General features: G+C 59.5%; 19 protein-coding genes and 1 tRNA gene. 11 read left to right on the top strand and 9 right to left on the bottom strand.

Features of this window, described 5'->3' with window-relative positions:
- Positions 1 to 8 precede the first annotated feature (8 nt).
- Together aceF and aceE are read right to left on the bottom strand one after the other, a co-directional pair.
- Entirely contained in the window at positions 9 to 1,679 is a 1,671-nt protein-coding gene (gene aceF, locus HEQ17_RS05350; RefSeq protein ID WP_296291784.1) for a dihydrolipoyllysine-residue acetyltransferase, read from the bottom strand.
- A gap of 96 nt (positions 1,680 to 1,775) precedes the next feature.
- Positions 1,776 to 4,466 carry a pyruvate dehydrogenase (acetyl-transferring), homodimeric type gene (gene aceE, locus HEQ17_RS05345; protein ID WP_296291783.1) on the bottom strand — a complete coding sequence of 897 codons (2,691 nt, stop codon included), beginning with the start codon at positions 4,464 to 4,466 and terminating at the stop codon, positions 1,776 to 1,778.
- A gap of 187 nt (positions 4,467 to 4,653) precedes the next feature.
- Between aceE and HEQ17_RS05340 the strand changes: the two genes are divergently transcribed.
- The 5 genes from HEQ17_RS05340 (at position 4,654) to HEQ17_RS05320 (ending at position 11,323) form a co-directional block, all read left to right on the top strand.
- Entirely contained in the window at positions 4,654 to 7,188 is a 2,535-nt protein-coding gene (locus tag HEQ17_RS05340; RefSeq protein ID WP_296291782.1) for a PAS domain-containing sensor histidine kinase, read from the top strand.
- Positions 7,185 to 7,811: a response regulator transcription factor gene (locus tag HEQ17_RS05335; RefSeq protein ID WP_296291781.1), complete on the top strand. Its 627-nt coding sequence runs from the start codon at positions 7,185 to 7,187 to the stop codon at positions 7,809 to 7,811. Before HEQ17_RS05340 ends, HEQ17_RS05335 begins: the two co-directional genes overlap by 4 nt.
- 76 nt (positions 7,812 to 7,887) lie before the next feature.
- Complete coding sequence (folD, locus tag HEQ17_RS05330; protein ID WP_296291780.1) at positions 7,888 to 8,739, top strand: bifunctional methylenetetrahydrofolate dehydrogenase/methenyltetrahydrofolate cyclohydrolase FolD; 852 nt, start codon at positions 7,888 to 7,890, stop codon at positions 8,737 to 8,739.
- Between the two features lie 40 nt (positions 8,740 to 8,779).
- Complete coding sequence (locus tag HEQ17_RS05325) at positions 8,780 to 10,819, top strand: M3 family metallopeptidase (protein ID WP_296291779.1); 2,040 nt, start codon at positions 8,780 to 8,782, stop codon at positions 10,817 to 10,819.
- Positions 10,820 to 10,873: 54 nt separating this feature from the next.
- A complete protein-coding gene (locus tag HEQ17_RS05320; protein WP_296291778.1) occupies positions 10,874 to 11,323 on the top strand; it encodes a hypothetical protein in 450 nt (149 codons plus the stop codon).
- A gap of 155 nt (positions 11,324 to 11,478) precedes the next feature.
- Here the strand turns inward: HEQ17_RS05320 and HEQ17_RS05315 are convergent.
- The 3 genes from HEQ17_RS05315 to HEQ17_RS05305 all read right to left on the bottom strand — a co-directional run bounded on the left by HEQ17_RS05315 (position 11,479) and on the right by HEQ17_RS05305 (position 14,837).
- Positions 11,479 to 11,555: transfer RNA gene (locus HEQ17_RS05315), tRNA-Val, on the bottom strand.
- 62 nt (positions 11,556 to 11,617) lie between these two features.
- Complete coding sequence (locus HEQ17_RS05310; RefSeq protein ID WP_296293679.1) at positions 11,618 to 13,858, bottom strand: bifunctional (p)ppGpp synthetase/guanosine-3',5'-bis(diphosphate) 3'-pyrophosphohydrolase; 2,241 nt, start codon at positions 13,856 to 13,858, stop codon at positions 11,618 to 11,620.
- A 40-nt stretch (positions 13,859 to 13,898) separates the two neighbouring features.
- Positions 13,899 to 14,837, bottom strand: a complete 939-nt coding sequence (locus HEQ17_RS05305) for an alpha/beta hydrolase (protein WP_296291777.1) — start codon at positions 14,835 to 14,837, stop codon at positions 13,899 to 13,901.
- Positions 14,838 to 14,940: 103 nt separating this feature from the next.
- Here HEQ17_RS05305 and HEQ17_RS05300 point away from each other — a divergent pair, with 103 nt between their 5' ends.
- On the top strand, positions 14,941 to 15,711 hold the full coding sequence (locus HEQ17_RS05300; protein WP_296291776.1) for a 3-hydroxybutyrate dehydrogenase: 771 nt from the start codon (positions 14,941 to 14,943) through the stop codon (positions 15,709 to 15,711).
- 86 nt (positions 15,712 to 15,797) lie between these two features.
- Here the strand turns inward: HEQ17_RS05300 and ispF are convergent, their stop codons facing one another.
- Both ispF and ispD read right to left on the bottom strand, forming a co-directional pair.
- Complete coding sequence (gene ispF / locus HEQ17_RS05295) at positions 15,798 to 16,277, bottom strand: 2-C-methyl-D-erythritol 2,4-cyclodiphosphate synthase (RefSeq protein ID WP_296291775.1); 480 nt, start codon at positions 16,275 to 16,277, stop codon at positions 15,798 to 15,800.
- Positions 16,274 to 16,999 (bottom strand): 2-C-methyl-D-erythritol 4-phosphate cytidylyltransferase, encoded by a 726-nt coding sequence (ispD, locus tag HEQ17_RS05290; protein WP_296291774.1) that lies wholly within the window; start codon positions 16,997 to 16,999, stop codon positions 16,274 to 16,276. The genes ispF and ispD overlap by 4 nt, the downstream gene beginning before the upstream one ends.
- Before the next feature lie 193 nt (positions 17,000 to 17,192).
- Here ispD and mfd point away from each other — a divergent pair, with 193 nt between their 5' ends.
- The 3 genes from mfd (at position 17,193) to HEQ17_RS05275 (ending at position 21,457) form a co-directional block, all read left to right on the top strand.
- On the top strand, positions 17,193 to 20,699 hold the full coding sequence (gene mfd, locus HEQ17_RS05285) for a transcription-repair coupling factor (protein WP_296291773.1): 3,507 nt from the start codon (positions 17,193 to 17,195) through the stop codon (positions 20,697 to 20,699).
- Positions 20,700 to 20,816: 117 nt separating this feature from the next.
- Positions 20,817 to 21,152, top strand: a complete 336-nt coding sequence (locus HEQ17_RS05280; RefSeq protein ID WP_296291772.1) for a type II toxin-antitoxin system RelE/ParE family toxin — start codon at positions 20,817 to 20,819, stop codon at positions 21,150 to 21,152.
- A gap of 11 nt (positions 21,153 to 21,163) precedes the next feature.
- On the top strand, positions 21,164 to 21,457 hold the full coding sequence (locus tag HEQ17_RS05275; protein ID WP_296291771.1) for a helix-turn-helix domain-containing protein: 294 nt from the start codon (positions 21,164 to 21,166) through the stop codon (positions 21,455 to 21,457).
- On the opposite strand, the gene HEQ17_RS05270 is transcribed toward HEQ17_RS05275, so the two are convergent.
- Complete coding sequence (locus tag HEQ17_RS05270) at positions 21,358 to 21,741, bottom strand: hypothetical protein (protein WP_296291770.1); 384 nt, start codon at positions 21,739 to 21,741, stop codon at positions 21,358 to 21,360. The genes HEQ17_RS05275 and HEQ17_RS05270 overlap by 100 nt on opposite strands.
- 13 nt (positions 21,742 to 21,754) lie before the next feature.
- Positions 21,755 to 22,003, bottom strand: a complete 249-nt coding sequence (locus tag HEQ17_RS05265) for an AbrB/MazE/SpoVT family DNA-binding domain-containing protein (RefSeq protein WP_296291769.1) — start codon at positions 22,001 to 22,003, stop codon at positions 21,755 to 21,757.
- A 115-nt stretch (positions 22,004 to 22,118) separates the two neighbouring features.
- On the opposite strand from HEQ17_RS05265, the gene HEQ17_RS05260 reads away from it, so the two are divergent.
- Together HEQ17_RS05260 and HEQ17_RS05255 are read left to right on the top strand one after the other, a co-directional pair.
- Complete coding sequence (locus HEQ17_RS05260) at positions 22,119 to 22,445, top strand: type II toxin-antitoxin system PrlF family antitoxin (RefSeq protein WP_296291768.1); 327 nt, start codon at positions 22,119 to 22,121, stop codon at positions 22,443 to 22,445.
- The gene (locus HEQ17_RS05255) at positions 22,442 to 22,915 is read left to right on the top strand and encodes a type II toxin-antitoxin system YhaV family toxin (RefSeq protein WP_296291767.1); all 474 of its coding nucleotides are present in this window, start codon (positions 22,442 to 22,444) and stop codon (positions 22,913 to 22,915) included. Before HEQ17_RS05260 ends, HEQ17_RS05255 begins: the two co-directional genes overlap by 4 nt.
- Positions 22,916 to 22,932 lie beyond the last annotated feature (17 nt).

Raw genomic sequence — 22,932 nt, 5'->3', positions numbered from 1 at the left:
ACAAGTCCTTAGAGCAACACGCGACGGAAGTCGCTGAGGATTTGACCCAGGAACGCGTTGAAGCGTGCCGCTGCGGCGCCGTCGATGACGCGGTGGTCCCATGTCAAAGACAGGGGCAGCATCAGGCGGGGCACAAACTGCTTGCCGTCCCACACGGGTTCCATGGTGCTCTTGCAGACACCCAAAATGGCCACTTCGGGCGCGTTGATGATGGGTGTGAAGTACTTGCCACCAATGCCGCCAAGGCTGGAGATGGTGAAGGTTGCGCCGGACATTTCTGCCGGGCTGAGTTTGCCTTCTCGCGCCTTCTTGGCCAGCTCGCCCATTTCCTGGCTGATCTGCAGCACGCCTTTTTTGTCGCAATCGCGGATGACTGGGACCATCAAACCATTGGGCGTGTCAGCGGCAAAGCCGATGTGCCAGTAGTTTTTGTAGACGATGGCATCACCATCTAACGAACTGTTGAACTCGGGGTATTTCTTGAGCGCGGCCACGCAAGCCTTGATCAAGAACGCCAGCATGGTGACCTTAACGCTTGCGTTAATTCCAGATTTCGCCGACTTTTCGTTCTCTAGGTTGGTGGAGACGCGGAAGGCTTCAAGGTCGGTGATGTCGGCATCGTCGTGGTTGGTGACGGCCGGGATCATGATGGCGTTGCGGAGCAAGTTGGCACCGCTGATCTTCTTGATGCGGCCCATCTCCTTGCGCTCAATCGGGCCGAACTTGGCAAAGTCCACCTTGGGCCAGGGGATCAGGCCCAAAGCTGCGCCGTCACCGCCCGAAGCTGCAGGGGCTTTGGCCGCTTGCGCCTTGGTTTGTGCAGCACCCGACATGACGGCTTGGGTGAAGGCTTGCACGTCGGCCTCGGTGATTCGGCCTTTGAGGCCAGAGCCTTTGACTTCTGCGAGCGGCACACCCAGCTCGCGGGCGAACTTGCGCACCGAGGGCGACGCGTGGGGCAAACCCAGCGTGTTGCCACCGGGGGCGTGGGCAGGCGCTGCCACTGCAGCCACAGCTGCAGCCACTGGGATGGGCGCTGCAGCGGGTGCCGAGACCACAGCCGCAGAAGCTGCTGGGGCAGCAGCAGCCGCCGCCACAGGCGCGGCAGCCGCCACGGTGCCTTCCAAAATGGCCAGCAGGTCACCGATGTTGACCGTGTCGCCCACTTTGACTTTGAGCTCTTTGAGCACGCCCGCGTGTGAGGACGGGATTTCCATCGAAGCCTTGTCGGACTCGACGGTGATGAGCGATTGCTCGACCTTGATGTTGTCGCCGGGCTTGACCATGACTTCGATGACGGCCACGTCTTTGAAATCACCAATGTCAGGCACATGCACTTGCACAGGGCCTGATGCAGCAGGCGCTAAGGCAGCCGCAGGTGCAGCCACAGGCGCAGGGGCTGCTGCGGCGACAGGTGCAGCAGCCGGTGCAGCAGACTCACCAGCAGCTTCCACCACCAACACGACCGAGCCTTGTTTGACCTTGTCACCCAGCGCCACGCGCATTTCCTTGACCACGCCCGCCGTGCTCGAAGGGATTTCCATCGAGGCTTTGTCAGACTCCACCGTGATCAGCGATTGCTCGGCTTTCACCGTGTCGCCCACTTTGACCATCAACTCAATGACCGTCACTTCATCGAAATCCCCGATGTCCGGGACTTGAACTTCTACCAATGCCATATATGTCTCACTTTCCTGATGAGTGAATCTTGTAGCTTCGACATCACATCGCTGCGCGATATGAGTCTTCGCTGAAAAATGAATCCCGTTTTCCGCTTACGCGTAAAGAGGATTCACTTTTTCGGTGTTGATGCCGTACTTTTTGATCGCCTCAGCCACTTGGCTGACGGGCACTGCGCCGTCCTCGCTGAGCGCTTTGAGCGCGGCCACGACGATGTAGTGGCGGTTCACCTCGAAGTGCTCGCGCAGCTTGCTGCGGAAGTCAGAGCGGCCAAAGCCGTCGGTGCCCAGCACTTTGTAGGTGCGGTCTTTTGGAATGAACGGACGGATCTGCTCGGCATAGGCCTTCATGTAATCGGTCGATGCGACCACGGGGCCGCTGTGCTTGGCCAGCTGTTGGCCCACGAACGACACTCGGGGTGTTTCCAGCGGGTGCAACATGTTGTGGCGCTCAGCGTCTTGGCCGTCGCGGGTCAGCTCGTTGAAGCTTGGGCAGCTCCACACGTCGGCCTGAATGCCCCAGTCGGTGGCCAGCAGGGTTTGCGCGGCAATCGATTCGCGCAAGATAGTGCCCGAGCCCAGCAGTTGCACGCGTTTTTCGCCCGCGCCGGAGGTGCCGCTCGAAACTGCTCCAGGCTTGCACAAATACATGCCCTTGATGATCTGCTCTTCGGTGCCGGGCGTCAGACCTGGCATGGCGTAGTTTTCGTTGAGCAGGGTGATGTAATAAAACACGTTGTCTTGCTTTTCGACCATGCGCTTCAAGCCGTGGTGCAGGATGACACCGACTTCGTGTGCGAAGGTCGGGTCATAAGACACACAGTTGGGGATGGTGTTGGCCATGATGTGGCTGTGACCGTCTTCGTGCTGCAGGCCTTCGCCATTCAAAGTGGTGCGGCCCGAAGTACCGCCCAGCAAGAAGCCGCGCGCTTGCATGTCGCCCGCAGCCCAGGCCAAATCGCCAATGCGCTGAAAGCCGAACATCGAGTAATACACATAGAACGGCACCATGATGCGGTTGCTGGAGCTGTAGCTGGTGGCGGCCGCGATCCAGCTGGACATGCCGCCGGCTTCGTTGATGCCTTCTTGCAGAATTTGACCGGCTTTGTCTTCCTTGTAGTACATGACCTGGTCTTTGTCGACCGGGGTGTACTGCTGGCCTGCAGGGTTGTAAATACCGATCTGGCGGAACAGGCCTTCCATGCCGAATGTGCGGGCTTCGTCCACCAGAATCGGCACCACGCGTGGGCCCAATGCTTGGTCTCTCAGCAGTTGCGTCAAGAAGCGCACATAGGCTTGGGTGGTGGAGATTTCACGGCCTTCGGCGGTGGGCTCCATCACGGCTTTGAAGGTGTCGAGCGAAGGCACGGTGAAGCTCTCTTCGGCCTTGGCGCGGCGCTTGGGCAAGTAGCCACCCAATGCTTGGCGGCGCTCATGCAGGTAACGCATCTCTGGCGTGTCGTCAGCGGGCTTGTAAAAAGGAATGTTGGCCAGCTCGCTGTCCGGGATCGGGATGTTGAAGCGGTCGCGCATGTACTTGATGTCGTCGTCCGTGAGCTTCTTGGTCTGGTGAACGGTGTTTTTGCCCTCACCCGCCTTGCCCATGCCAAAGCCCTTGACGGTTTTGATCAGCAACACGGTGGGCTGCCCCTTGGTATTGACCGCTTGGTGGTAAGCGGCATAGACTTTTTGGGGGTCATGACCGCCACGCTTGAGGTTCCAGATGTCGTTGTCCGTCAGGTGCGCCACCATCTCCAGCGTGCGCGGGTCGCGGCCAAAGAAATGCTTGCGCACATAAGCGCCGTCGTTGGCCTTGAAGGCCTGGTAATCACCGTCCAAGGTTTCCATCATCAGCTTGCGCAGCGCGCCATCTTTGTCGCGAGCCAGCAGGCTGTCCCACTCGCTGCCCCAGAGCAGCTTGATGACGTTCCAGCCGGAGCCACGGAACTCGCCTTCAAGCTCTTGCACGATCTTGCCGTTGCCGCGCACCGGACCGTCCAGGCGCTGCAAGTTGCAGTTGACGACAAAAATCAGGTTGTCCAGGTTCTCGCGAGCGGCCAAACCAATTGCGCCCAATGATTCGACTTCGTCCATCTCGCCGTCACCACAGAACACCCAGACCTTGCGGTTTTCGGTGTTGGCAATGCCACGGGCGTGCAGGTACTTCAAAAATCGCGCTTGGTAGATGGCCATCAATGGGCCCAAGCCCATCGACACGGTGGGGAACTGCCAAAACTCGGGCATCAGCTTGGGGTGTGGGTAGCTCGACAGGCCTTTGCCGTCCACTTCCTGGCGGAAGTTGAGCAACTGCTCTTCGGTCAGGCGGCCTTCGAGGTAAGCGCGGGCATACACGCCGGGCGACACGTGGCCCTGGATGTAGAGACAGTCACCACCGTGGTTTTCGTTCTCGGCATGCCAAAAATGGTTGAAACCGGCACCAAACATGTGGGCCAGCGAGGCGAATGAGCCGATGTGACCGCCCAAATCGCCGCCATCAGCGGGGTTGTGGCGGTTGGCCTTAACCACCATGGCCATGGCGTTCCAGCGCATGTAGGCGCGCAGGCGCTCTTCGATCTCGATGTTGCCGGGGCAACGGGCCTCTTCGTTGGGCTCAATGGTGTTGACGTAACCGGTCGTGGCCGAAAACGGCAAATCGATGCTGTTCTGGCGGGCTTCTTCCAGCAGCTCTTCCAGTAAAAAGTGGGCGCGCTCTGGACCCGCTTTTTCGATCACGGCGGACAAGGCGTCCATCCATTCGCGGGTTTCTTGGCTGTCCATATCTTTCATCGATGATTGTGGTGTTGCCGATGTCATGCTTGTTTCCTGTGCATCATGGTCATTGAAGAGTCTTGAATTTTTACACAATTTTCTTCTTATTTCAAATTATGCAGATTAATTTTGCATTGCAAAATATTGAAAGACATCAAGCCCAATTTGACAACAATAAGCGGGGGGTGTCCTCTAAACTCAGACCATGGCATTGAACAAAACATCTTCGGTTGTCGGAAAAGTCAGCCCTGTGACCTGGTGGCTGTCGTGGTGGCGTCGTCAATCGCCCAACAGGCAAGACAGGTTTGCCAACTTGGCGCCGGTGGCGGCGGTGGTGTTGTTTCTGGCCGCCATTGCCAGTGCATTTTGGTATCTGCGGATCGAAGAGGTTGAGCGTGAGCAGGAGGCCATTAAGCGAGATGTGGAATACGCCCAACAACGGTTGAGGTTGCGTTTGCTCGAGCGTCAAGAGCAAGTCATGCGCCTGGCACGCGACATCTCAAATCGTGAAATCAGGGTGGATCAATTCCTGATCCGCTCAGAATCTTTGGTGCAACAGTACCCCGAGTTCTTGTCCTTGACCTGGATCGATGACAAAAGACGAGTTGTGGCCACACAAAACACCTCCAGCCTTTCACAAAGTCAGCAGTGGCGCAGCGGAAGCATCGTCAAGCTGGGAGAAACCGAGACACTCTTGAGCTTGGCAAGAGACTTGATGCAGCCCATTTACGGAAAAGTCAAGGTCGAGGCTGACAGGGATTCATTCATGAACGTGTTGCAGCTGCATACCCCGCTCAGCAACGACCAGGGACGATTCAATGGCGTGGTGCTAGCCGAATACAGCATGGAAGGACTGTTACGTTATGGCATCCCCACCGAGGTTTTGGCCAAATACGCTGTGGCACTTCATGATGGAGATGGAAACATGCTGGCGGGTCAATCGATCACCTCGCGCACTGCGGTATGGTCTTTGCTGCCTGGCAGCGATAAACCGCACAACGATTATCAAATCCCTGTTTCACCCGTTGGCAACGACTTGGTCCTGCGAGCCCAAACTTGGCGAACATCTCAGGGTTTGGTGGGCAGTGGCTTGTTCTGGCTGGTGAGTGTGCTCAGCGTGATGACCGCCTGGATGCTGATCGCCAATTGGCGACACACCCGCAGACGCTTGCAGGCACAAAAGGCCTTGGTGGAAGAAACCAATTTCCGACGCGCCATGGAAAACTCCATGCTGACCGGCATGCGAGCGCTCGATCTTCGTGGGCGCATCACCTATGTCAACCCCGCCTTTTGCCAAATGACCGGCTGGAATGAATCCGAATTGGTGGGTGCGGTGGCACCGTTTCCGTATTGGCCCGAACAAGATCAGGAATTGCTGATGCGACGCCTCGAAGAGGAGATCAGTGGCCAACACTCGGCGGGCGGCTTTCAGGTCAGGGTCAAGCGCAAAAATGGACAATTGTTCGAGGCTCGCATGTATGTTTCCCCTTTGATTGATGCCACAGGCAAACAGACCGGCTGGATGACATCCATGACCGACATCACCGAACCCAACCGGATTCGAGAACAGTTGGCCGGCGCTCATGAGCGCTTCACCATCGTGCTGGAGGCCCTGGACGCCTCGGTGTCAGTGGCACCTTTGGGCAGCGAAGAGCTGCTGTTTGCGAACAAACTGTACCGTTTGTGGTTTGGCCAAAACACGCAAGGTCATCTTCGACTGGTGCAGCAAGCGGGCGAGGCCTACAACGGCGAAAAGGTTTCGGACGATGTGGACGACATGGCTGGATTACCCACCGTGGGCCTGACTCAGGCCGGTTCAGAAAACGCAGAAATTTTTGTACCCGAACTCGAAAAATGGCTGGAAGTGCGCTCTCGTTACATCAATTGGGCAGACGGACGGCTGGCCCAAATGGTGATTGCCAGCGACATCACACCGCGCCGCCAGGCTGAAGAATTGGCCGCAAAACAAGCCGAACGCGCCCAAACTGCCAGCCGGTTGATCACCATGGGCGAAATGGCTTCAAGCGTGGCACATGAACTGAATCAACCCCTCACCGCCATCAGCAACTATTGCAGCGGCATGATTTCGAGGATTCAAAGCAAACAAGTCAAAGAAGAGGACTTGCTCTGGGCGCTCGAAAAAACCAATCACCAAGCGCAGAGAGCGGGACAAATCATTTTTCGCATTCGAAGCTTTGTCAAACGCAGTGAACCCAATCGGACCTTGTCCGATGTATCTGCCATGGTCAGTGAATCGCTGGAGCTGGCTGAAATCGAACTGCGAAGAAGGCATGTGCGCTTGACACACCATGTGGCGGCGCGACTGCCCAAGCTTTGGGTGGACCCCATCCTGATTGAGCAAGTCCTGGTGAATTTGATGAAAAATGCGGTCGAGTCGATTGAAAACGCCAATCGCCCCCCCGACAAACGACAAGTCGAATTGCGGATCTTGCCCAAACACATCGAGAACCAGTCTGTTGTGGAGTTCTCGGTGATGGACACCGGAGCAGGCCTGCCGCCAGGAGCCATGGAACGGGTCTATGAGGCCTTTTTCTCGACCAAGGTGGAAGGCATGGGAATTGGCCTGAATTTGTGCAGAAGTATTGTCGAATCACACCAAGGGCGGATCACAGCCGAGAACCTCTACAATTCCGGTCAGGTGACAGGATGTCGTTTCTCTTTCTGGATACCGGTCGAAACCGCCTTGACCACACCCAAAGCCACTGAGGTAAATGAATGAGTTTGATCCCCAAAAAAGGCACTGTATACGTTGTTGACGATGATGAAGCGGTGCGAGATTCACTGCAATGGTTGCTCGAAGGCAAGGATTACCGGGTGCGTTGCTTTGACAGTGCCGAGTCCTTCATCAGCCGCTACGACCCACGTGAAGTGGCCTGCCTGATCGCCGACATCCGCATGGGCGGCATGACCGGTCTGGAATTGCAAGACCGCCTGATCGAGCGCAAATCGCCCCTGCCCATCGTGTTCATCACTGGCCATGGCGACGTGCCCATGGCGGTCACGACCATGAAAAAAGGGGCGATGGACTTCATCCAGAAACCTTTCAAGGAAGAAGAATTGCTGGGCCTGGTCGAGCGAATGCTGGACGAAGCCCGTGAGGCGTTTGCGGGTTACCAGCAAGCGGTCAGCCGGGATGCCCTGCTGTCCAAGCTGACAGGCCGCGAAGCTCAGGTGCTCGAACGCATCGTCGCCGGTCGCCTGAACAAACAGATCGCCGACGATCTGGGCATCAGCATCAAGACGGTGGAAGCGCACCGCGCCAACATCATGGAAAAGCTCAACGCCAACACCGTGGCCGATTTGCTCAAGATCGCGCTCGGGCAAACCGCCCCAAAAGCCTGATCCCCACAAGCCCTTTGAAACGCCCGCATCAGTCGGGCGTTTTGCATTTTCTCTCTGACTTTTCTATTTCTAAAAAATGACAGCCCAACTCATCGACGGCAACCAGCTCTCAAAACAACTGCGCACCGAAGTCGCCGCCCGGGCCCAAGCCCTCAAGGCCAAGGGTGTGACGCCCGGTCTGGCCGTGGTGCTGGTGGGGGACAACCCGGCCAGCCAGGTTTATGTGCGCAACAAGGTCAAGGCCTGCGAAGACAGCGGCCTGCACTCGGTGCTGGAGAAGTACGAAGCCACCATGACCGTAGCCGACCTGCTGGCCCGGGTTGAAGCCCTGAACATGGACCCCAGCATCCACGGCATCCTGGTGCAACTGCCCTTGCCCGCACACATCGATGCCCAAAAAGTCATCGAAGCCATCAGCCCCGCCAAAGACGTGGACGGCTTTCACATCGCCAGCGCCGGGGCCTTGATGACCGGCATGCCCGGTTTCTGGCCCTGCACGCCTTACGGCTGCATGAAAATGCTCGAAAGCATTGGCTACGACCTGCGCGGCAAACACGCCGTGGTCATTGGCCGCAGCAACATTGTGGGCAAACCCATGGCGCTGATGCTCTTGCAACAAAACGCCACCGTGACGATTTGCCACAGCGCCTCCCCCGACCTGAAGGCCATGACCTTGCAAGCCGATGTGATCGTGGCCGCCGTGGGCAAACGCAACGTGCTCACGGCCGACATGGTCAAGCCCGGCGCGGTGGTGCTGGACGTGGGCATGAACCGCAATGACGCAGGCAAACTGTGTGGCGACGTGGACTTTGAAGGCGTGAAACAAGTCGCCAGCCACATCACCCCCGTGCCCGGCGGCGTCGGCCCCATGACCATCACCATGCTGCTGGTCAACACCCTTGAAGCTGCCGAGCGCGCCACCAAGTGATACAAAGCATTGATAGACTGAACCGACTTCTGGAAGCCTCATGACCAACCCCTTGCTCGACACTTCTGGCCTGCCCCTGTTTGACCGCATCGCCCCCGATCATGTGGCCCCGGCCTTGGACGAACTGCTGAGCGCCGCCGAAAAGGCGCTGGACACCGTGACCGCCACCGACTTTCCAGCCGACTGGAAAGCCATCGCCAGCACCTTGGACGTGAGCACCGAGCGACTGGGCATGGCCTGGGGCGTCGTCTCACACCTCAACAGCGTGGCCGACACCCCCGAGTTGCGCGCCGCCTACAACGCCGCCCTGCCCCGCGTGACCGAGTTCTGGACGCGCCTGGGCAGCGACGAGCGTCTGTATGCCAAATACAAAGCCATTGACGCCGCCAGCCTCAACACCGAACAAACGCAAGCCCGCAAAAACGCCCTGCGCGGCTTTGTGCTGGGCGGTGCCGAGCTGCAGGGCACAGCCAAAGAGCGCTACGCCGCCATCCAGGAACGGCTGGCCGAGATCACTCAAAAGTTCAGCGAAAACACTTTGGACGCCACCGACAAATTTGCGCTGTACGTGAGCACAGAACAGCTCCAAGGCGTGCCCGCCGACGTGGTTCAGGCCACCCGCGACGCCGCTCAAAAAGAAGGCCAAGAAGGCCACCGCCTGTCGCTCAAAATGCCGGTGTACCTGCCCGTGATGCAGTTCGCCGACAACACGGCCTTGCGCGAACAACTCTACAAAGCCTATGTGACTCGAGCCTCAGACCAGGCCCCAGAAGACTTCAAGCATTTCGACAACACCCCCTTGATACAAGAAATTTTGGCGCTGCGTCAAGAAGAATCACGTCTGCTGGGTTTTGACAACTACGCCCAAGTCTCGGTGGTGCCCAAAATGGCCGAGTCCCCCGAAAAAGTCACCAGTTTCTTGCGTGACCTGGCGGTCAAAGCCCGCCCCTTTGCCGAAAAAGACTTGGCCGATCTGCGCGAATTTGCCAGCAATGCATTGGGCTTGAACGGCCCGCTGAACGCCTGGGACGTGCCTTATTTGAGCGAAAAACTCAAGGAAGCGCGCTACAGCTTCAGCGAACAAGAGGTCAAGCAATACTTCACCGCCCCCAAAGTGCTGGCTGGGCTGTTCAAGATCATCGAAACCCTGTTCGAAGTCAACATCCGCGCCGACCAAGCGCCGGTCTGGCACCCCGCCGTGGGCTTTTACCGCATCGAGCGCGAAGGCCAACTGGTGGGCCAGTTCTACCTCGACCCCCCAGCCCGCGCCGGCAAGCGCGGCGGTGCCTGGATGGACGATGTGCGCGGCCGCTGGCAGCGCCCCGACACCGGCGTGCTGCAAACGCCCGTGGCGCACCTGGTGTGCAACTTTGCCGAAGGCGTGAACGGCCAGCCTGCCTTGCTCACGCACGACGACGTGATCACCCTCTTCCACGAGTTTGGCCACGGCCTGCACCACATGCTGACGCAGGTGAACGAGCGTGACGTCTCGGGCATCAGCGGCGTCGAGTGGGATGCGGTCGAGCTGCCCAGCCAGTTCATGGAAAATTTCTGCTGGGAATGGTCGGTGCTGCGCCACATGACGGCCCATGTGGAAACCGGCGAGCCCCTGCCGCGCGCCCTGTTCGACAAGATGCTGGCCGCCAAAAACTTCCAAAGCGGCTTGCAAACCCTGCGCCAGATCGAGTTTTCGCTGTTCGACATGCTGGTGCATTCAGAACACGACCCGGCGCAAGACTTCATGCCGCTCTTGCAACAGGTTCGCGACGAAGTCGCCGTCATGCGCCCACCCGCCTTCAACCGCATGGCCCACACCTTCAGCCACATTTTTGCAGGCGGTTACGCTGCGGGTTATTACAGCTACAAATGGGCCGAGGTACTGAGCGCCGATGCCTACGCCGCCTTTGAAGAAACCGCCGCCTCCGACGGCACGCCCAGCGTGGAAACCGGACGCCTGTACCGCCAAGCCATTTTGGAGGCTGGCGGCAGCCGCCCAGCGCTGGAGTCGTTCAAGGCCTTCCGGGGCCGCGAGCCGAGCCTGGATGCGCTGCTGCGGCATCAAGGCATGGTGACGGCCTGAAAATCAGGCCCTTGCTCACGGCTTTATCATGTCCAAATTTTGGGGATTTACATCATGCGCAAAACCAAACAAATCTTAGCCTTGGCATTGGCCGCCTGTGTTGTGCTTGCGCATGCGGCTGACTACGGCCCTTCAGAGTCGGCGTCATCTTGGCAAGCTCAAGCCCAAAAAGAAATCAAGGCCAACAGTTATTCAGCCGCCATCAGTACGCTGGAGGCAGCCAACCAAAGCAACTCAGCCGATTGGAATAATCTGCTGGGCTATGCACAGCGCAAAAAATCCCCCCCAGATTTGGCCGCAGCCGAGCGCTTTTATATAGCAGCGCTCAAGATTGATGCCAAACACAGGGGCGCTTTGGAGTACTACGGCGAACTCTTTCTCATGAAGAACGACCTTGCAGGCGCCGAACAGATGTTGGCGCGCTTGGACAAAGCCTGTGTTTTCTCTTGCGAAGAATTTAGAGATTTGAAAGAGGCCATCGCGCGCTTCAAAAGCAAAAAATAGCGGACTGCCGGAACTGAAGAACACCAGTCATTGAGGGTGTTTCATTGGAGTTCCAATGACATTGCAAGTTCGCGGACAGTGCAGGTTTTGATGGACGATTGGGCAAAAAAAAGCACCGAGCGTTTCCGCCAAGTACTTGATTTCCCTACCGAATTTGGTAGGCGCGACTAGATTCGAACTAGCGACCCCCACCATGTCAAGGTGGTGCTCTAACCAACTGAGCTACGCGCCTGCTAAGGCGCAAATTATAGCGTCAAAAACCCGATTTTGAGCCGACTTTTCGAGATCCCGAGATCAGCGCCTGCGGGCAGCCCTGACGCCTTTGACCCCACGAACAATGACCAAGACCCGGTTCAAACTCACTGCATCACCGATTTCCACAGTGAAGGTCATCCAGGCCGTGCCTTTGACAGACTGGGTTTGCACGCCGATCACATTCATTTTTTCCTTGGTAAAGACTTCGGATATATCGCGCAGCAGACCTTGCCGGTCGATGGCCTCAACCGACACATCAACCGGATAGACCGAGCCTTCCGAAGCTTTGCCCTCACCCCAGCGTACCTCAATCACGCGCTCGGCATGGCGCGAGGCCAGTTCGCGGAAGTTGCTGCAATCTTGTCGGTGGATACTCACGCCCTTGCCGCGTGTGACAAAGCCGCCAATCGCATCGGGGGGCGCGGGTTTGCAGCAACGCGACAACTGCGTGAGCAATGAATCCACCCCCACCACCAGCACACCGGAGGGCGACTTGCGAGCAAGCGCTGCGCTGAACTTCTTTTGAAAATACTCGGCGGGCTCCAGCGCAGGCTCGGGGGGGTTGAGCAAGACCTCAATGTTGCGCAGCGAATACTCGTCCTTGCCCACCACCTCAAACAAGCCGTCAGCTGACTTGAAGCCCAGCTGGCTGGCCAAATCGTCCAACCGGATCGCGGTGCGGCCCAGGCGCTGCAAGGATTTCTCAACCGCTTCGCGGCCCCGGGCGATGGTTTCTGCGCTGACTTGTGCGTTGAACCAGGCCCGCACCTTGGCCCGTGCTCGGGGACTGGCCAAATAACCCAAATCGGGATTGAGCCAGTCGCGCGAAGGTCCACCCTCTTTGATCGCAGTGATCTCCACGGTCTGACCATTGGCCAGTGACGTGTTCAGCGGCACCATGGCACCATCTACCTTGGCACCCCGACAGCGGTGGCCCAAGAGGGTGTGCACCGTGTAGGCAAAGTCGATCGGTGTGGCGCCTTGCGGCAACTCGACCACAGCCGCATCGGGAGTCAGTACATAGATGCGGTCATCGAACAAGCCTTTGCCCTGCGCCTTTTCTTGCGCCGCACCTGACAGGTCACGCTCCCAGGCGAGCAATTGGCGCAGCACGGCAATCTTGGTGTCGTAATCGCTGTCAGCGGACACCCCGCTGTATCCCTTGGAGCCGGCCTCTTTGTAAGCCCAGTGCGCCGCCACACCGTGTTCGGCATGTTCGTGCATGGCCTGGGTACGAATTTGCACCTCGATCGGGCCACCATCGGCATCTCGCACTACAGTGTGCAGCGACTGGTAGCCATTGGCTTTGGGCTTGGCGATGTAGTCGTCAAACTCAGTCACGATGGGGGTGAACTGCTCATGCACCCAACTGAGCACCTGGTAACAGTCGGCCACATCGGGCACCACCACACGCAGGGCACGCAGGTCAAATACACGGTCAAAGCTGAGCGACTTGCCACGCATCTTGCGCACGATGCTGTAGATGTGTTTTGGCCGCCCCTCGACGGTGGCCGCTATGCCTTGGTTGGCCAGCGCCAATTGCAGGCTTTCGCGCAGGGCCAGCATGTGGCTCTCGCGCTCGGTGCGTTTTTCGTCCAACAGCCGGGCAATGTCCCTGTAGGTATCGGGCTCCAGAAAGCGGAAGGACAAGTCCTCCACCTCCCACTTGATTTGCCAGATGCCCAAGCGGTTGGCCAGAGGCGCAAACACCTGCAGGGACTCGCTGGCCAACGCGGCTGGCACCGGCAATTTGCTGGCCGCGAAATGACGCAATGTTTGCAAACGCGAGGCCAGGCGCAGCATCACCACACGCAGGTCGCGGCTGAAGGCCAGCAACATCTTGCGTACATTTTCGGCCTGTAACAGGGGGTTGAGCTGAGAGTTGTCGGTATGGAGGTACTGGTTTTCCGAGGCGCGCGACAGCCGCTGCACATGAACCAGTTGGTTGGTTTGAATGGCCAATTGCGCCAAATGGGGCCCGAAGGTCTTGGCCATGGCCTCCTCGGGTTTGTTCAGATGCGGGCAGGCATACACCAAATAACTGGCCGCTTGCATGGCCAGCGAGCCGCCAATGTCGGCCAAGATCGCGGCCACGGCATCCGCATGCTGCAAGATGTTCTCGCCCGTGTCCAGGGCTTCTCCGGCAATCAATGGCACGGCAAAGGCACGGGCCTTGGCCAGGGTCTCGGCCTGCTGTTCCTTTTCGGCCACATCGGCGGTGGCCACTACCACAGGGGGCAAAAGCTTGGGGCGCGCGTACAAGCGCCCGGCGGGCGACATCGGGCTTGCGGGGTGGCTGGAGCTGGGGCTGACCATCGGCTCACACATCCAGCAAAAAGCGCGACACTGCAGCAGTCTGGTCATCGCCTGTCAAGGTGGGCGCGTGGCCAAAACCGGGCCAGGTCTGCAGCAGCGCACGGGGCCCGCGCACGGTCATGGCTGTGGCCGTTTCCGGGGTCAGCAGGTCCGAGTCCTCGCCGCGAATCAGCAAGGTTTGAGCCCGAATCTGGTCGTACAAGGCCCACAGCGCGGCCTCACCAGCGCTGGCGATTTCGGGCGTCATGGCACGCAAGTTGACACCGATCGCCGGGTCGTAATGCAAAGTCAAGGCTCCGTCGGGGCCGGGGCGCGTCATGTGCTTCGACATTTCACGCCACAGTGCTGCCGGCACCGGCCCAAAGCCTTGCGACAGCAGCCGCAAAACAGCTGCGACTTCATCCAGATTGCGGTATTGGCCAAATTGCCCCACATAGGCTTGCATGCGTTGCACCGAACTCCAGTTGATGACCGGACCCACCTCGTTGAGCACGAGACGGCGAATGGGCACAGGCAAAGGCAATCCAGGTTGTCCCGCCAACGCCATGCCGATCAAGCCCCCCATGCTGGTGCCGACCCAATCGAGCACTTGCATGGGCTTGTGCGCTCCCAAACCGGCTTGGACTTGCGCCAACATGGCCAACATGTCAGCGGCGTACTGCGGCAACTGGTAGGCATCGGGCGTACTCAACCAATCGCTGCGACCGCGCCCCACCACATCGGGGCAAATGACTTGCAGCCCCTGCGGGCGCTGCAATAGCAAAGCCTGCGCCAGACGGTCAAAGTCTCGGCCTTGGCGGGTCAACCCGTGTACACAAACCACCACATGGGCGGCCCCCGCATCGCCCCAACGCCAATAGGCCATGCGGTGATGGCCCTCGGGGTGGGGGCAATCCACAAATTCAAGCTGGGGTTGAGCGAAATCAGGCGACAAAGTGGACATGGCAATGAGTGACAATCAGCAGGAACTGGCGCTTCCAACCAACTTGGGCAGCACCATAATGGAGTTTTGAACATCCTAATTCATCTTTCGGAGTCTCCTCATCATGTTGCAAGGTAAAACAGCGTTGGTCACGGGTTCAACCAGCGGAATCGGTCTGGGCATCGCCAAGGCTTTGGCCAGGCAAGGCGTCAACGTTGTTCTCAATGGTTTTGGCGATGCCGAAGGCCCCAAGACCGAAATTGCTGCCTTGGGCGTGAAGGTGGCTTACCACGGTGCCGACATGAGCAAAGCCAGCGAAATTGAGGCCATGATGAAGTTCGCCGCAGACACCTTTGGCCAAGTTGATATTTTGGTCAACAACGCCGGTATCCAGCATGTGGCCAAAATCGAAGACTTTCCCACCGAGCGCTGGGACGCCATCATTGCCATCAACCTCAGCAGCGCCTTCCACGCCACCCGCATGGCGCTGCCTGCCATGAAGGCCGCCAACTGGGGCCGCATCATCAACGTGGCCTCCATCCACGGACTGGTCGGCTCGGCAGAAAAATCGGCCTATGTTGCGGCCAAGCATGGCGTGGTGGGCCTGACCAAGGTCACCGCACTGGAAAACGCCACCACCGGCGTGACCTGCAACGCCATTTGCCCCGGCTGGGTGCTCACGCCCTTGGTGCAAAAACAGGTGGACGCCAAAGCAGCCGCTATGGGCTTGTCCAACGAAGAAGCCAAAAAAGTCCTGTTACAAGAAAAAGAACCCTCGATGCAGTTCACCACACCTGAAGAGCTGGGCGATTTGGCGGTGTTCTTTTGCTCGGCTGCGGGCAACAACGTGCGCGGGGTCGCCTGGAACATGGATGGCGGATGGACCGCTCAATGAAAGAAGCACTGAAAAAGTCTGCCGCTGCTTTTTTTGGGGCGATGCGGCTGGAACACCGGCCACGGGTTCTGGCTCGGGTTTAGCCATCACGCCTGCTTCAACAAAGCGACAGCCCGCGCCTCGATGCTTTGGCCCATGCCCACCGGCCCCAGCTTTTCTGCGGTCTTGGCCTTCACATTCACCTGATCTGCCTGCACGCCCAACGCCCGCGCCACGCCCGCGTTGATGGCCGCCATGTGCGGGGCCAGTTTGGGCGCTTGCGCCACGATGGTGCTGTCCACGTTCACCAGCTCCCAACCTTGCGCGCGCACGCGGCGCATGGCCTCGGCCAGCAACACCGATGAATCGGCTCCCCTGAACTGCGCATCCGTGTCCGGAAAATGCCGCCCAATGTCGCCCAAGCCCGCCGCCCCCAGCACCGCATCGGTGATGGCGTGCAGCAGCACATCGGCGTCTGAGTGGCCCAACAGGCCCGACGTGTGGGGGATCTCCACCCCCCCAAAAATCAACTTGCGCCCTGGCACCAGGGCATGCACGTCCCAGCCTTCTCCCACGCGGATGTTCATGTTCGGCCTTTCAAAACCGCCTCGGCAAACGCGAAGTCGGCCGGGTAAGTGACTTTCAAATTTTGGGCCGAGCCGGGCACCAGACGTGGCGAGAGGCCCTGGCGCTCCATGGCACTGGACTCATCGGTGATGCCTTCAAAGCCGTTGACGGCGGCCTCTGCCAAGGCGGCATGCAAAGCCCCGAGGCGAAACATTTGCGGCGTTTGGGCCAACCATTTGTCTTCGCGGGGCACTGTGCGGGCCACGCGGGCGTTCCGGCCGTCCAAGGTGTGCGCCTTGAGGGTGTCGGGCAGCGGCAACGCCAACAGGCCGCCCACTGGGTCATCCTGACAGGCCGTCATCAAGGCCGACACCGCTTCGGGTGTGATCAGGCAACGCGCTGCGTCGTGCACCAGCACCCAATCTTGAGCGGCTTCGCCCGCGTGCAACATGGCGCTCAGGCCGTTGAAAACGCTCTCGGCGCGGGTTGCGCCGCCACAGGGCGCGCGCCTGAAATGCTCGGGCCAGCCCGATGTGGGCCAGGCAAATTCATCGCCTGGTGACACCACCAGCCAGCCACTGGCCAGTTGTGGCACTTGCGCCAGGGCCTGCACGGTGTGCATGACCATGGGTTGGCCCGCCACAGATTGGTATTGCTTCGGGACAGCGGTGCCCGCGCGGCTGCCCGTGCCGGCGCAGGGCACCAGGGCATGAAAACGGGGGGTGTCTGGGGTGATCGGCATGGGATTGAATTGTAGGTGGCGAGCAGGACAGCAGAGCATGGATCGTCCCAACCCGCCATCAAGGACATCGCCTTGTGCTAAGGCCTTGCCCGTTTGGCCCTCCTACAATCGAAGCGTTTGACCACTTGCTCACCCCCCTCCATCCCGGCGGGGGGTGTTTTGCTTTTTCTTTTCGCCTTTGCCCATCGCCACCATGCAACTGCCCAGCCTCATCACCGGCAAACGTTTCACCCTGCCCCGCCCCGTGGGATCGGCCGATGCCGTGTTGCTGGCCCAGCTGGCCGAGCGCGAAAAAAAGGCGGGCAAGCTCACCGCCATCGTCACCGCCGACGCGGCCGACGCCCAGCGCCTGCTGGACGAGTTGGTGTTTTTCGCCCCGAACCTGCGCTGCGTGATGTTCCCCGACTGGGAAACCCTGCCCTACGACAGCTTCTCGCCACACCAAGACCTGATCAGCGAGCGCCTGGCCACGCTGTGGCGCATCAAACAGCGCAACCACTCCGAGAGCGCCGACGTGGTGCTGGTGCCCGCCACCACCGCGCTGTATCGGCTGGCTCCACCCTCTTTTTTGGCGGGCTACACCTTCGAGTTCAAGGTCAAACAAAAGCTCGACGAAGCCCAGCTCAAGGCCCAGCTCACGCTGGCGGGTTATTCGCATGTGAGCCAGGTGGTCAGCCCCGGTGAATACGCGGTGCGCGGTGGTTTGATCGATTTGTTCCCCATGGGCTCACCGGTGCCTTACCGGGTGGATTTGTTTGACGACGAAATCGACTCCATCCGCACCTTTGACCCCGACAGCCAGCGCAGCTTGTACCCCGTGCCCGAAGTGCGCCTGCTGCCCGGGCGCGAGTTCCCGATGGACGAGGCGGCCCGAGCGCGATTCAGGAGCCGCTGGCGCGAACTGCTGGAAGGCGACCCGACCAAAAGCCGCATCTACAAAGACATGGGCAACGGCGTGGCCACGGCGGGCATCGAGTACTACCTGCCGCTGTTCTTTGAAGAAACCGCCACCGTATTTGACTACCTGGGCGCGGGCCCCCATGCAACTCAAGCCAATGCGGCCACCGTGGTCCTGCATGGTGATCTGGAGCCCGCATTCCAGCGCTTTTGGCAAGACACCAAAGACCGCTACCGCCTGGTGCAGGGCGACCCCGAGCGGCCGGTGCTGCCGCCCGACACCCTGTTTTTGAGCGCCGAGCAGTTCTACACGCTGACCAACGGCCATGCCCAGTTGGCACTGCGAACCGGCACCGACGACGTTGAGAACAACGCCCTGGCCCAGCCCCTGCCCGATCTGACGGTGATGCGCGGTGCCGAAGACCCTCTGGCCCGGTTGCAAGCGCACATCCACAGCAGCAAAACCCGCGTGCTGATCCTGGCCGAAAGCGATGGCCGCCGCGAAAGCCTGCTTGACTTTGTGCGTTCCAGCGGCCTCACGCCACCGGTCTTCGACAGCCTTGAAGATTTTTTGACCAGCGACGAAAAAGTCGGCATGGCCACGGCGGCCTTGGTCAGCGGTTTTCACTGGTTTGAGCACGGCATGGACCTGGTCACCGAAACCGAACTCTTTGCCGCAGGGGCCACCACCCGCCGCCGCAAAAAGCAAGAACAGGTCAGCGACGTCGAAGCGCTGATCAAAGACCTGAGCGAGCTGAACGTGGGCGACCCGGTGGTGCACAGCCAGCACGGCATTGGCCGTTACCGGGGTCTGGTCAACATGGACATGGGCCAAAAAAACGAGGACGGCACGCCCGCCCTGCAAGAGTTTTTGCACCTCGAATACGCGGGCGATGCCACGCTGTATGTGCCGGTGAGCCAGTTGCAGTTGATTGGCCGCTACACGGGCGTGAGCGCCGACGAAGCGCCTTTGCACAAGCTGGGCTCGGGCCAGTGGGAAAAAGCCAAACGCCGCGCCGCCGAGCAGGTGCGCGACTCGGCCGCCGAGTTGCTCAATATCTACGCCCGCCGCGCTGCACGCGAGGGCCACCCTTTCCGCTACAGCCCACAGGATTACGAAACCTTTGCCAACGATTTCGGCTTTGAAGAAACCGCCGACCAGAAGGCAGCCATCCACTGCGTCATCCAAGACATGATCAGCCCTCGCCCCATGGACCGCTTGGTGTGCGGCGATGTGGGTTTTGGCAAGACCGAAGTGGCGCTGCGCGCCGCTTTTGTGGCGGTGACCGGCGGCAAACAAGTGGCGATTCTGGCCCCCACCACCCTGCTGGCCGAGCAGCATTACCAAACCCTCAAAGACCGCTTTGCCAAATGGCCCGTCAAGGTAGCCGAGGTCTCGCGCTTCAGGTCGGGCAAGGAAGTCACCGCCGCCCTCAAAGGCATTGCCGATGGCACAGTGGACATTGTGGTCGGCACACACAAGCTGCTGAGCGAATCCACCAAGTTCCATGACCTGGGCCTGCTCATCATCGACGAAGAACACCGCTTTGGCGTGCGCCACAAAGAGGCCATGAAGGCCCTGCGGGCCGAAGTCGACGTGCTCACGCTCACCGCCACGCCCATCCCCCGCACCATGGGCATGGCTTTGGAGGGCCTGCGCGATTTGAGCGTGATCGCCACCGCGCCCCAGCGCCGCCTGGCCATCAAGACCTTTGTGCGCAACGAGGGCACGGGCGTGATCCGCGAGGCGGTGCTGCGCGAACTCAAGCGCGGCGGGCAGTGCTACTTTTTGCACAACGAGGTCGAGACCATCGAAAACCGCCGTCAAAAGCTTGAAGAAATCCTGCCCGAAGCCCGCATCGCCGTGGCCCACGGCCAGATGCCCGAGCGCGAGCTGGAGCGTGTGATGCGCGACTTTGTGGCCCAGCGTTACAACATCTTGCTGTGCTCGACCATCATCGAGACCGGCATCGACGTGCCCACGGCCAACACCATCGTGATTTCACGCGCCGACAAATTCGGCCTGGCCCAGCTGCACCAACTGCGCGGGCGCGTGGGCCGCTCACACCACCAGGCCTATGCCTATTTGATGGTGCCCGAGATCGAGGGCCTGACCAAACAAGCCGCCCAGCGGCTCGACGCCATCCAGCAAATGGAAGAACTGGGCAGCGGCTTTTATCTGGCCATGCACGACCTGGAGATCCGTGGCGCGGGCGAAGTGCTGGGCGAAAACCAGAGCGGCAACATGCTCGAAGTGGGTTTTCAGCTGTACAACGAGATGCTGTCCGAAGCCGTGCGCTGCTTGAAAATGGGCAAAGAACCCGATTTGCTCAGTCCCCTGTCGGTCACCACCGACATCAACCTGCACGCCCCCGCCCTGCTGCCGGGCGACTACTGCGGCGACGTGCACCTGCGCTTGTCGTTCTACAAAAAGCTGGCCACCGCCAAAACCAGCAACCAGATCGACGCCTTGCTCGAAGAACTGGTGGACCGCTTTGGCAAACTGCCCCCGCAAGCCCAAACCCTGGTGGATGTGCACCGCCTGCGCGTGCTGACCCAGCCCTATGGCGTCATCAAGGTCGATGCCGCCCCCGGCGTCATCCAGATCACCTTCAAGCCCAACCCGCCCATAGACCCCATGGCCATCATCGGCTTGATCCAAAAGAACAAACACATCAAGCTGGCGGGCAACGACAAAATCCGCATCGAACGCGAACTGCCCGACCCCAAGGCACGGGCGCAGATGGTGCGGGATGTGCTCAGGAGTTTGGGGACGCCGAAGACAGAAACATCGATGGCATAGTCAATCGCTAAAACATGTTGAAGCTTGGCACAAAGGGCATGCTGATGGATTTGCCGTTAACAAACCGAGCAACCGGAACGGCTCCAAAAAATAATCCAATGGATTAGAATATCCGTCATGCTGACCATCGCAGAGCTGCCCGAATACATCCGTCGCGCTGAAAAACTGCTGAGTACATCTGAGCGCCCGGACATCATCAACTACTTGGCGGCGCACCCCAAAGCAGGTGACTTGATGGAGGGCACGGGTGGCATCCGCAAACTGCGCTGGGGACGAGGCGCACAAGGCAAATCGGGTGGGGTTCGCGTCATTTATTACGTTCACAGCGAACGGATGCCGCTCTACCTACTGACCCTGTTTGCCAAAAACGAGCGTGCCAACATCAGCAAAGCCCATCGCAATGAGCTGGCCGGTCTGACCGAATTACTGGTGCAACTTTGGATAGAGAACTGAAAGGAAAAAACATGACAAACGCATTCAACAGCATTAAACAAGGCCTGATTGAGGCTGTCGCTCACGCCAAAACCAAAGACAACAAAGCAGCTGGCGTCAAGCTCTACCAACCTCATGCGGTTGATGTGTGTCGCCTGCGCCAACGCCTGAGTCTGACGCAAGAGCAATTTGCCGCCCGTTTTGGTTTTTCGGTCGCCACCCTCCGTCATTGGGAACGTGGGGATCGTTCACCCAGCGGGGCCTCACTGGTGTTGCTGAATGTCATAGACCGCAATCCAGCTGCAGTGCTGCAAGCCTTGCAATGAGCGCAACGGACACTTGCTTGCTTGGTTTCAGTTGCGCAAGTTGCTGATCGGCCCGCCAAAAACAGCGCGGGCTTGGGCGTGTCGATCACCGGGATTTGCAAGTCGGCCAGCGTGGCGTCCAGCGCTTCCACGGTGCTGAAGGTCAGCGACAGTTCGGCGTAGATCACGGGGTTGATGACCAGGCGGTGGATTTGCGCTTGGGCGCGCAGTTGCGCAATGGACCAGTCGGCCCAAGTGGGATCGTTTTCAAGCACGTCCACCAGGACGTTGGTGTCGACCAGCATGTGGCGTATCGGCTCAGCAGCGCAGCAAGGCCATCAGGTCTTGCGTTTTCCAAGCCACATCGGCCTTGCCACGGGCGGCTTCAAAGCGGTCGGGCTGGAGCTTGGCCTTGCGGGTGGCCTTGCCGCTGTCGGCTTTGTGCAGCACCACTTCGCCGTTGCGGTTCACGGCAAAGTCAATCGAGGTGCCGGGGGTCAAACCCATGGCGTCGCGAATAGGCTTGGGGATGGTGACCTGGCCTTTGACTGTGAGGGTGGTGCTCATGCAACCTCCAGAAAATTCTTACCGGATTCTATCTGGCTAATACGGTTCAGATTCAGACACACTGCACGGGCAATGCAATTGCATTACCATTTTGGCTTCCTCCTTGGAGCCGCCCATGCCTGCCCTGATCGCCGCCGAATCCACCCTGACCGACCGTTACCAGACCACGGTGCCCGATGCCGTGCGCAAGGCGCTCAACTTGGGCAAGCGCGACAAGCTGCGCTACACCGTGCAGCCCGATGGCCATGTGCTGTTGACCCGCGCAGCAGATACCGACACCGACCCGGCGCTCGGTGCGTTTTTGAGCTTTTTGGCCAGCGACATGACCCAGCACCCTGAGCGCCTGCAAGGGCTGGACCCTGCGCTGCTGCAGCGCGTGCAGGCGTTGACGGCGGGCGTGGCTGTTGACCTGGATGCGCCGCTGTTGGCAGACGATGAATGAGCCAGACCACCCAAGCCCTGGTGGTGAACGGCTGGACAGTCTTTGCCCATCCGCTGTGGGTGACGCAGTTGCAGGCTTTGACGGCGCAGGTCGAGGCACTCCAAACCAAAGACCCAGAGAGCGACACCCGCAAGAAAGCGACCAAGCGGCTGGCCGCCATCTGGCAGCTGGCGTTTGAGGTGATTCCACAAGACCCCGCCCGCCCCGAATACCGGCAGGGCAACACCCTGGGCGATGCCCACCGGCATTGGTTTCGGGCCAAGTTCTTTCAACAGTCCCGGCTGTTTTTTCGCTTCCATGCGGCCAGCCGCATCATTGTGTTGGTGTGGGTGAATGACGAGGACTCGCGCCGTGCCTACGAATACGCGGACGATGCCTACCGCGTGTTTCGCAAAATGCTGGACAGCGGATACCCACCGGGCGATTGGGATGAACTGTTGACACAGGCTGCTGTGTGGCCCAAAACGTGATGGCCCAGCCCCGATAA

Source organism: Limnohabitans sp. (assembly GCF_023910625.1).
In the GTDB taxonomy this organism is placed as follows: Bacteria; Pseudomonadota; Gammaproteobacteria; order Burkholderiales; family Burkholderiaceae_C; genus Limnohabitans_A.
The sequence above is the reverse complement of the archived record's forward strand: the minus strand, read 5'-3'. Positions and strand labels throughout refer to the sequence as shown.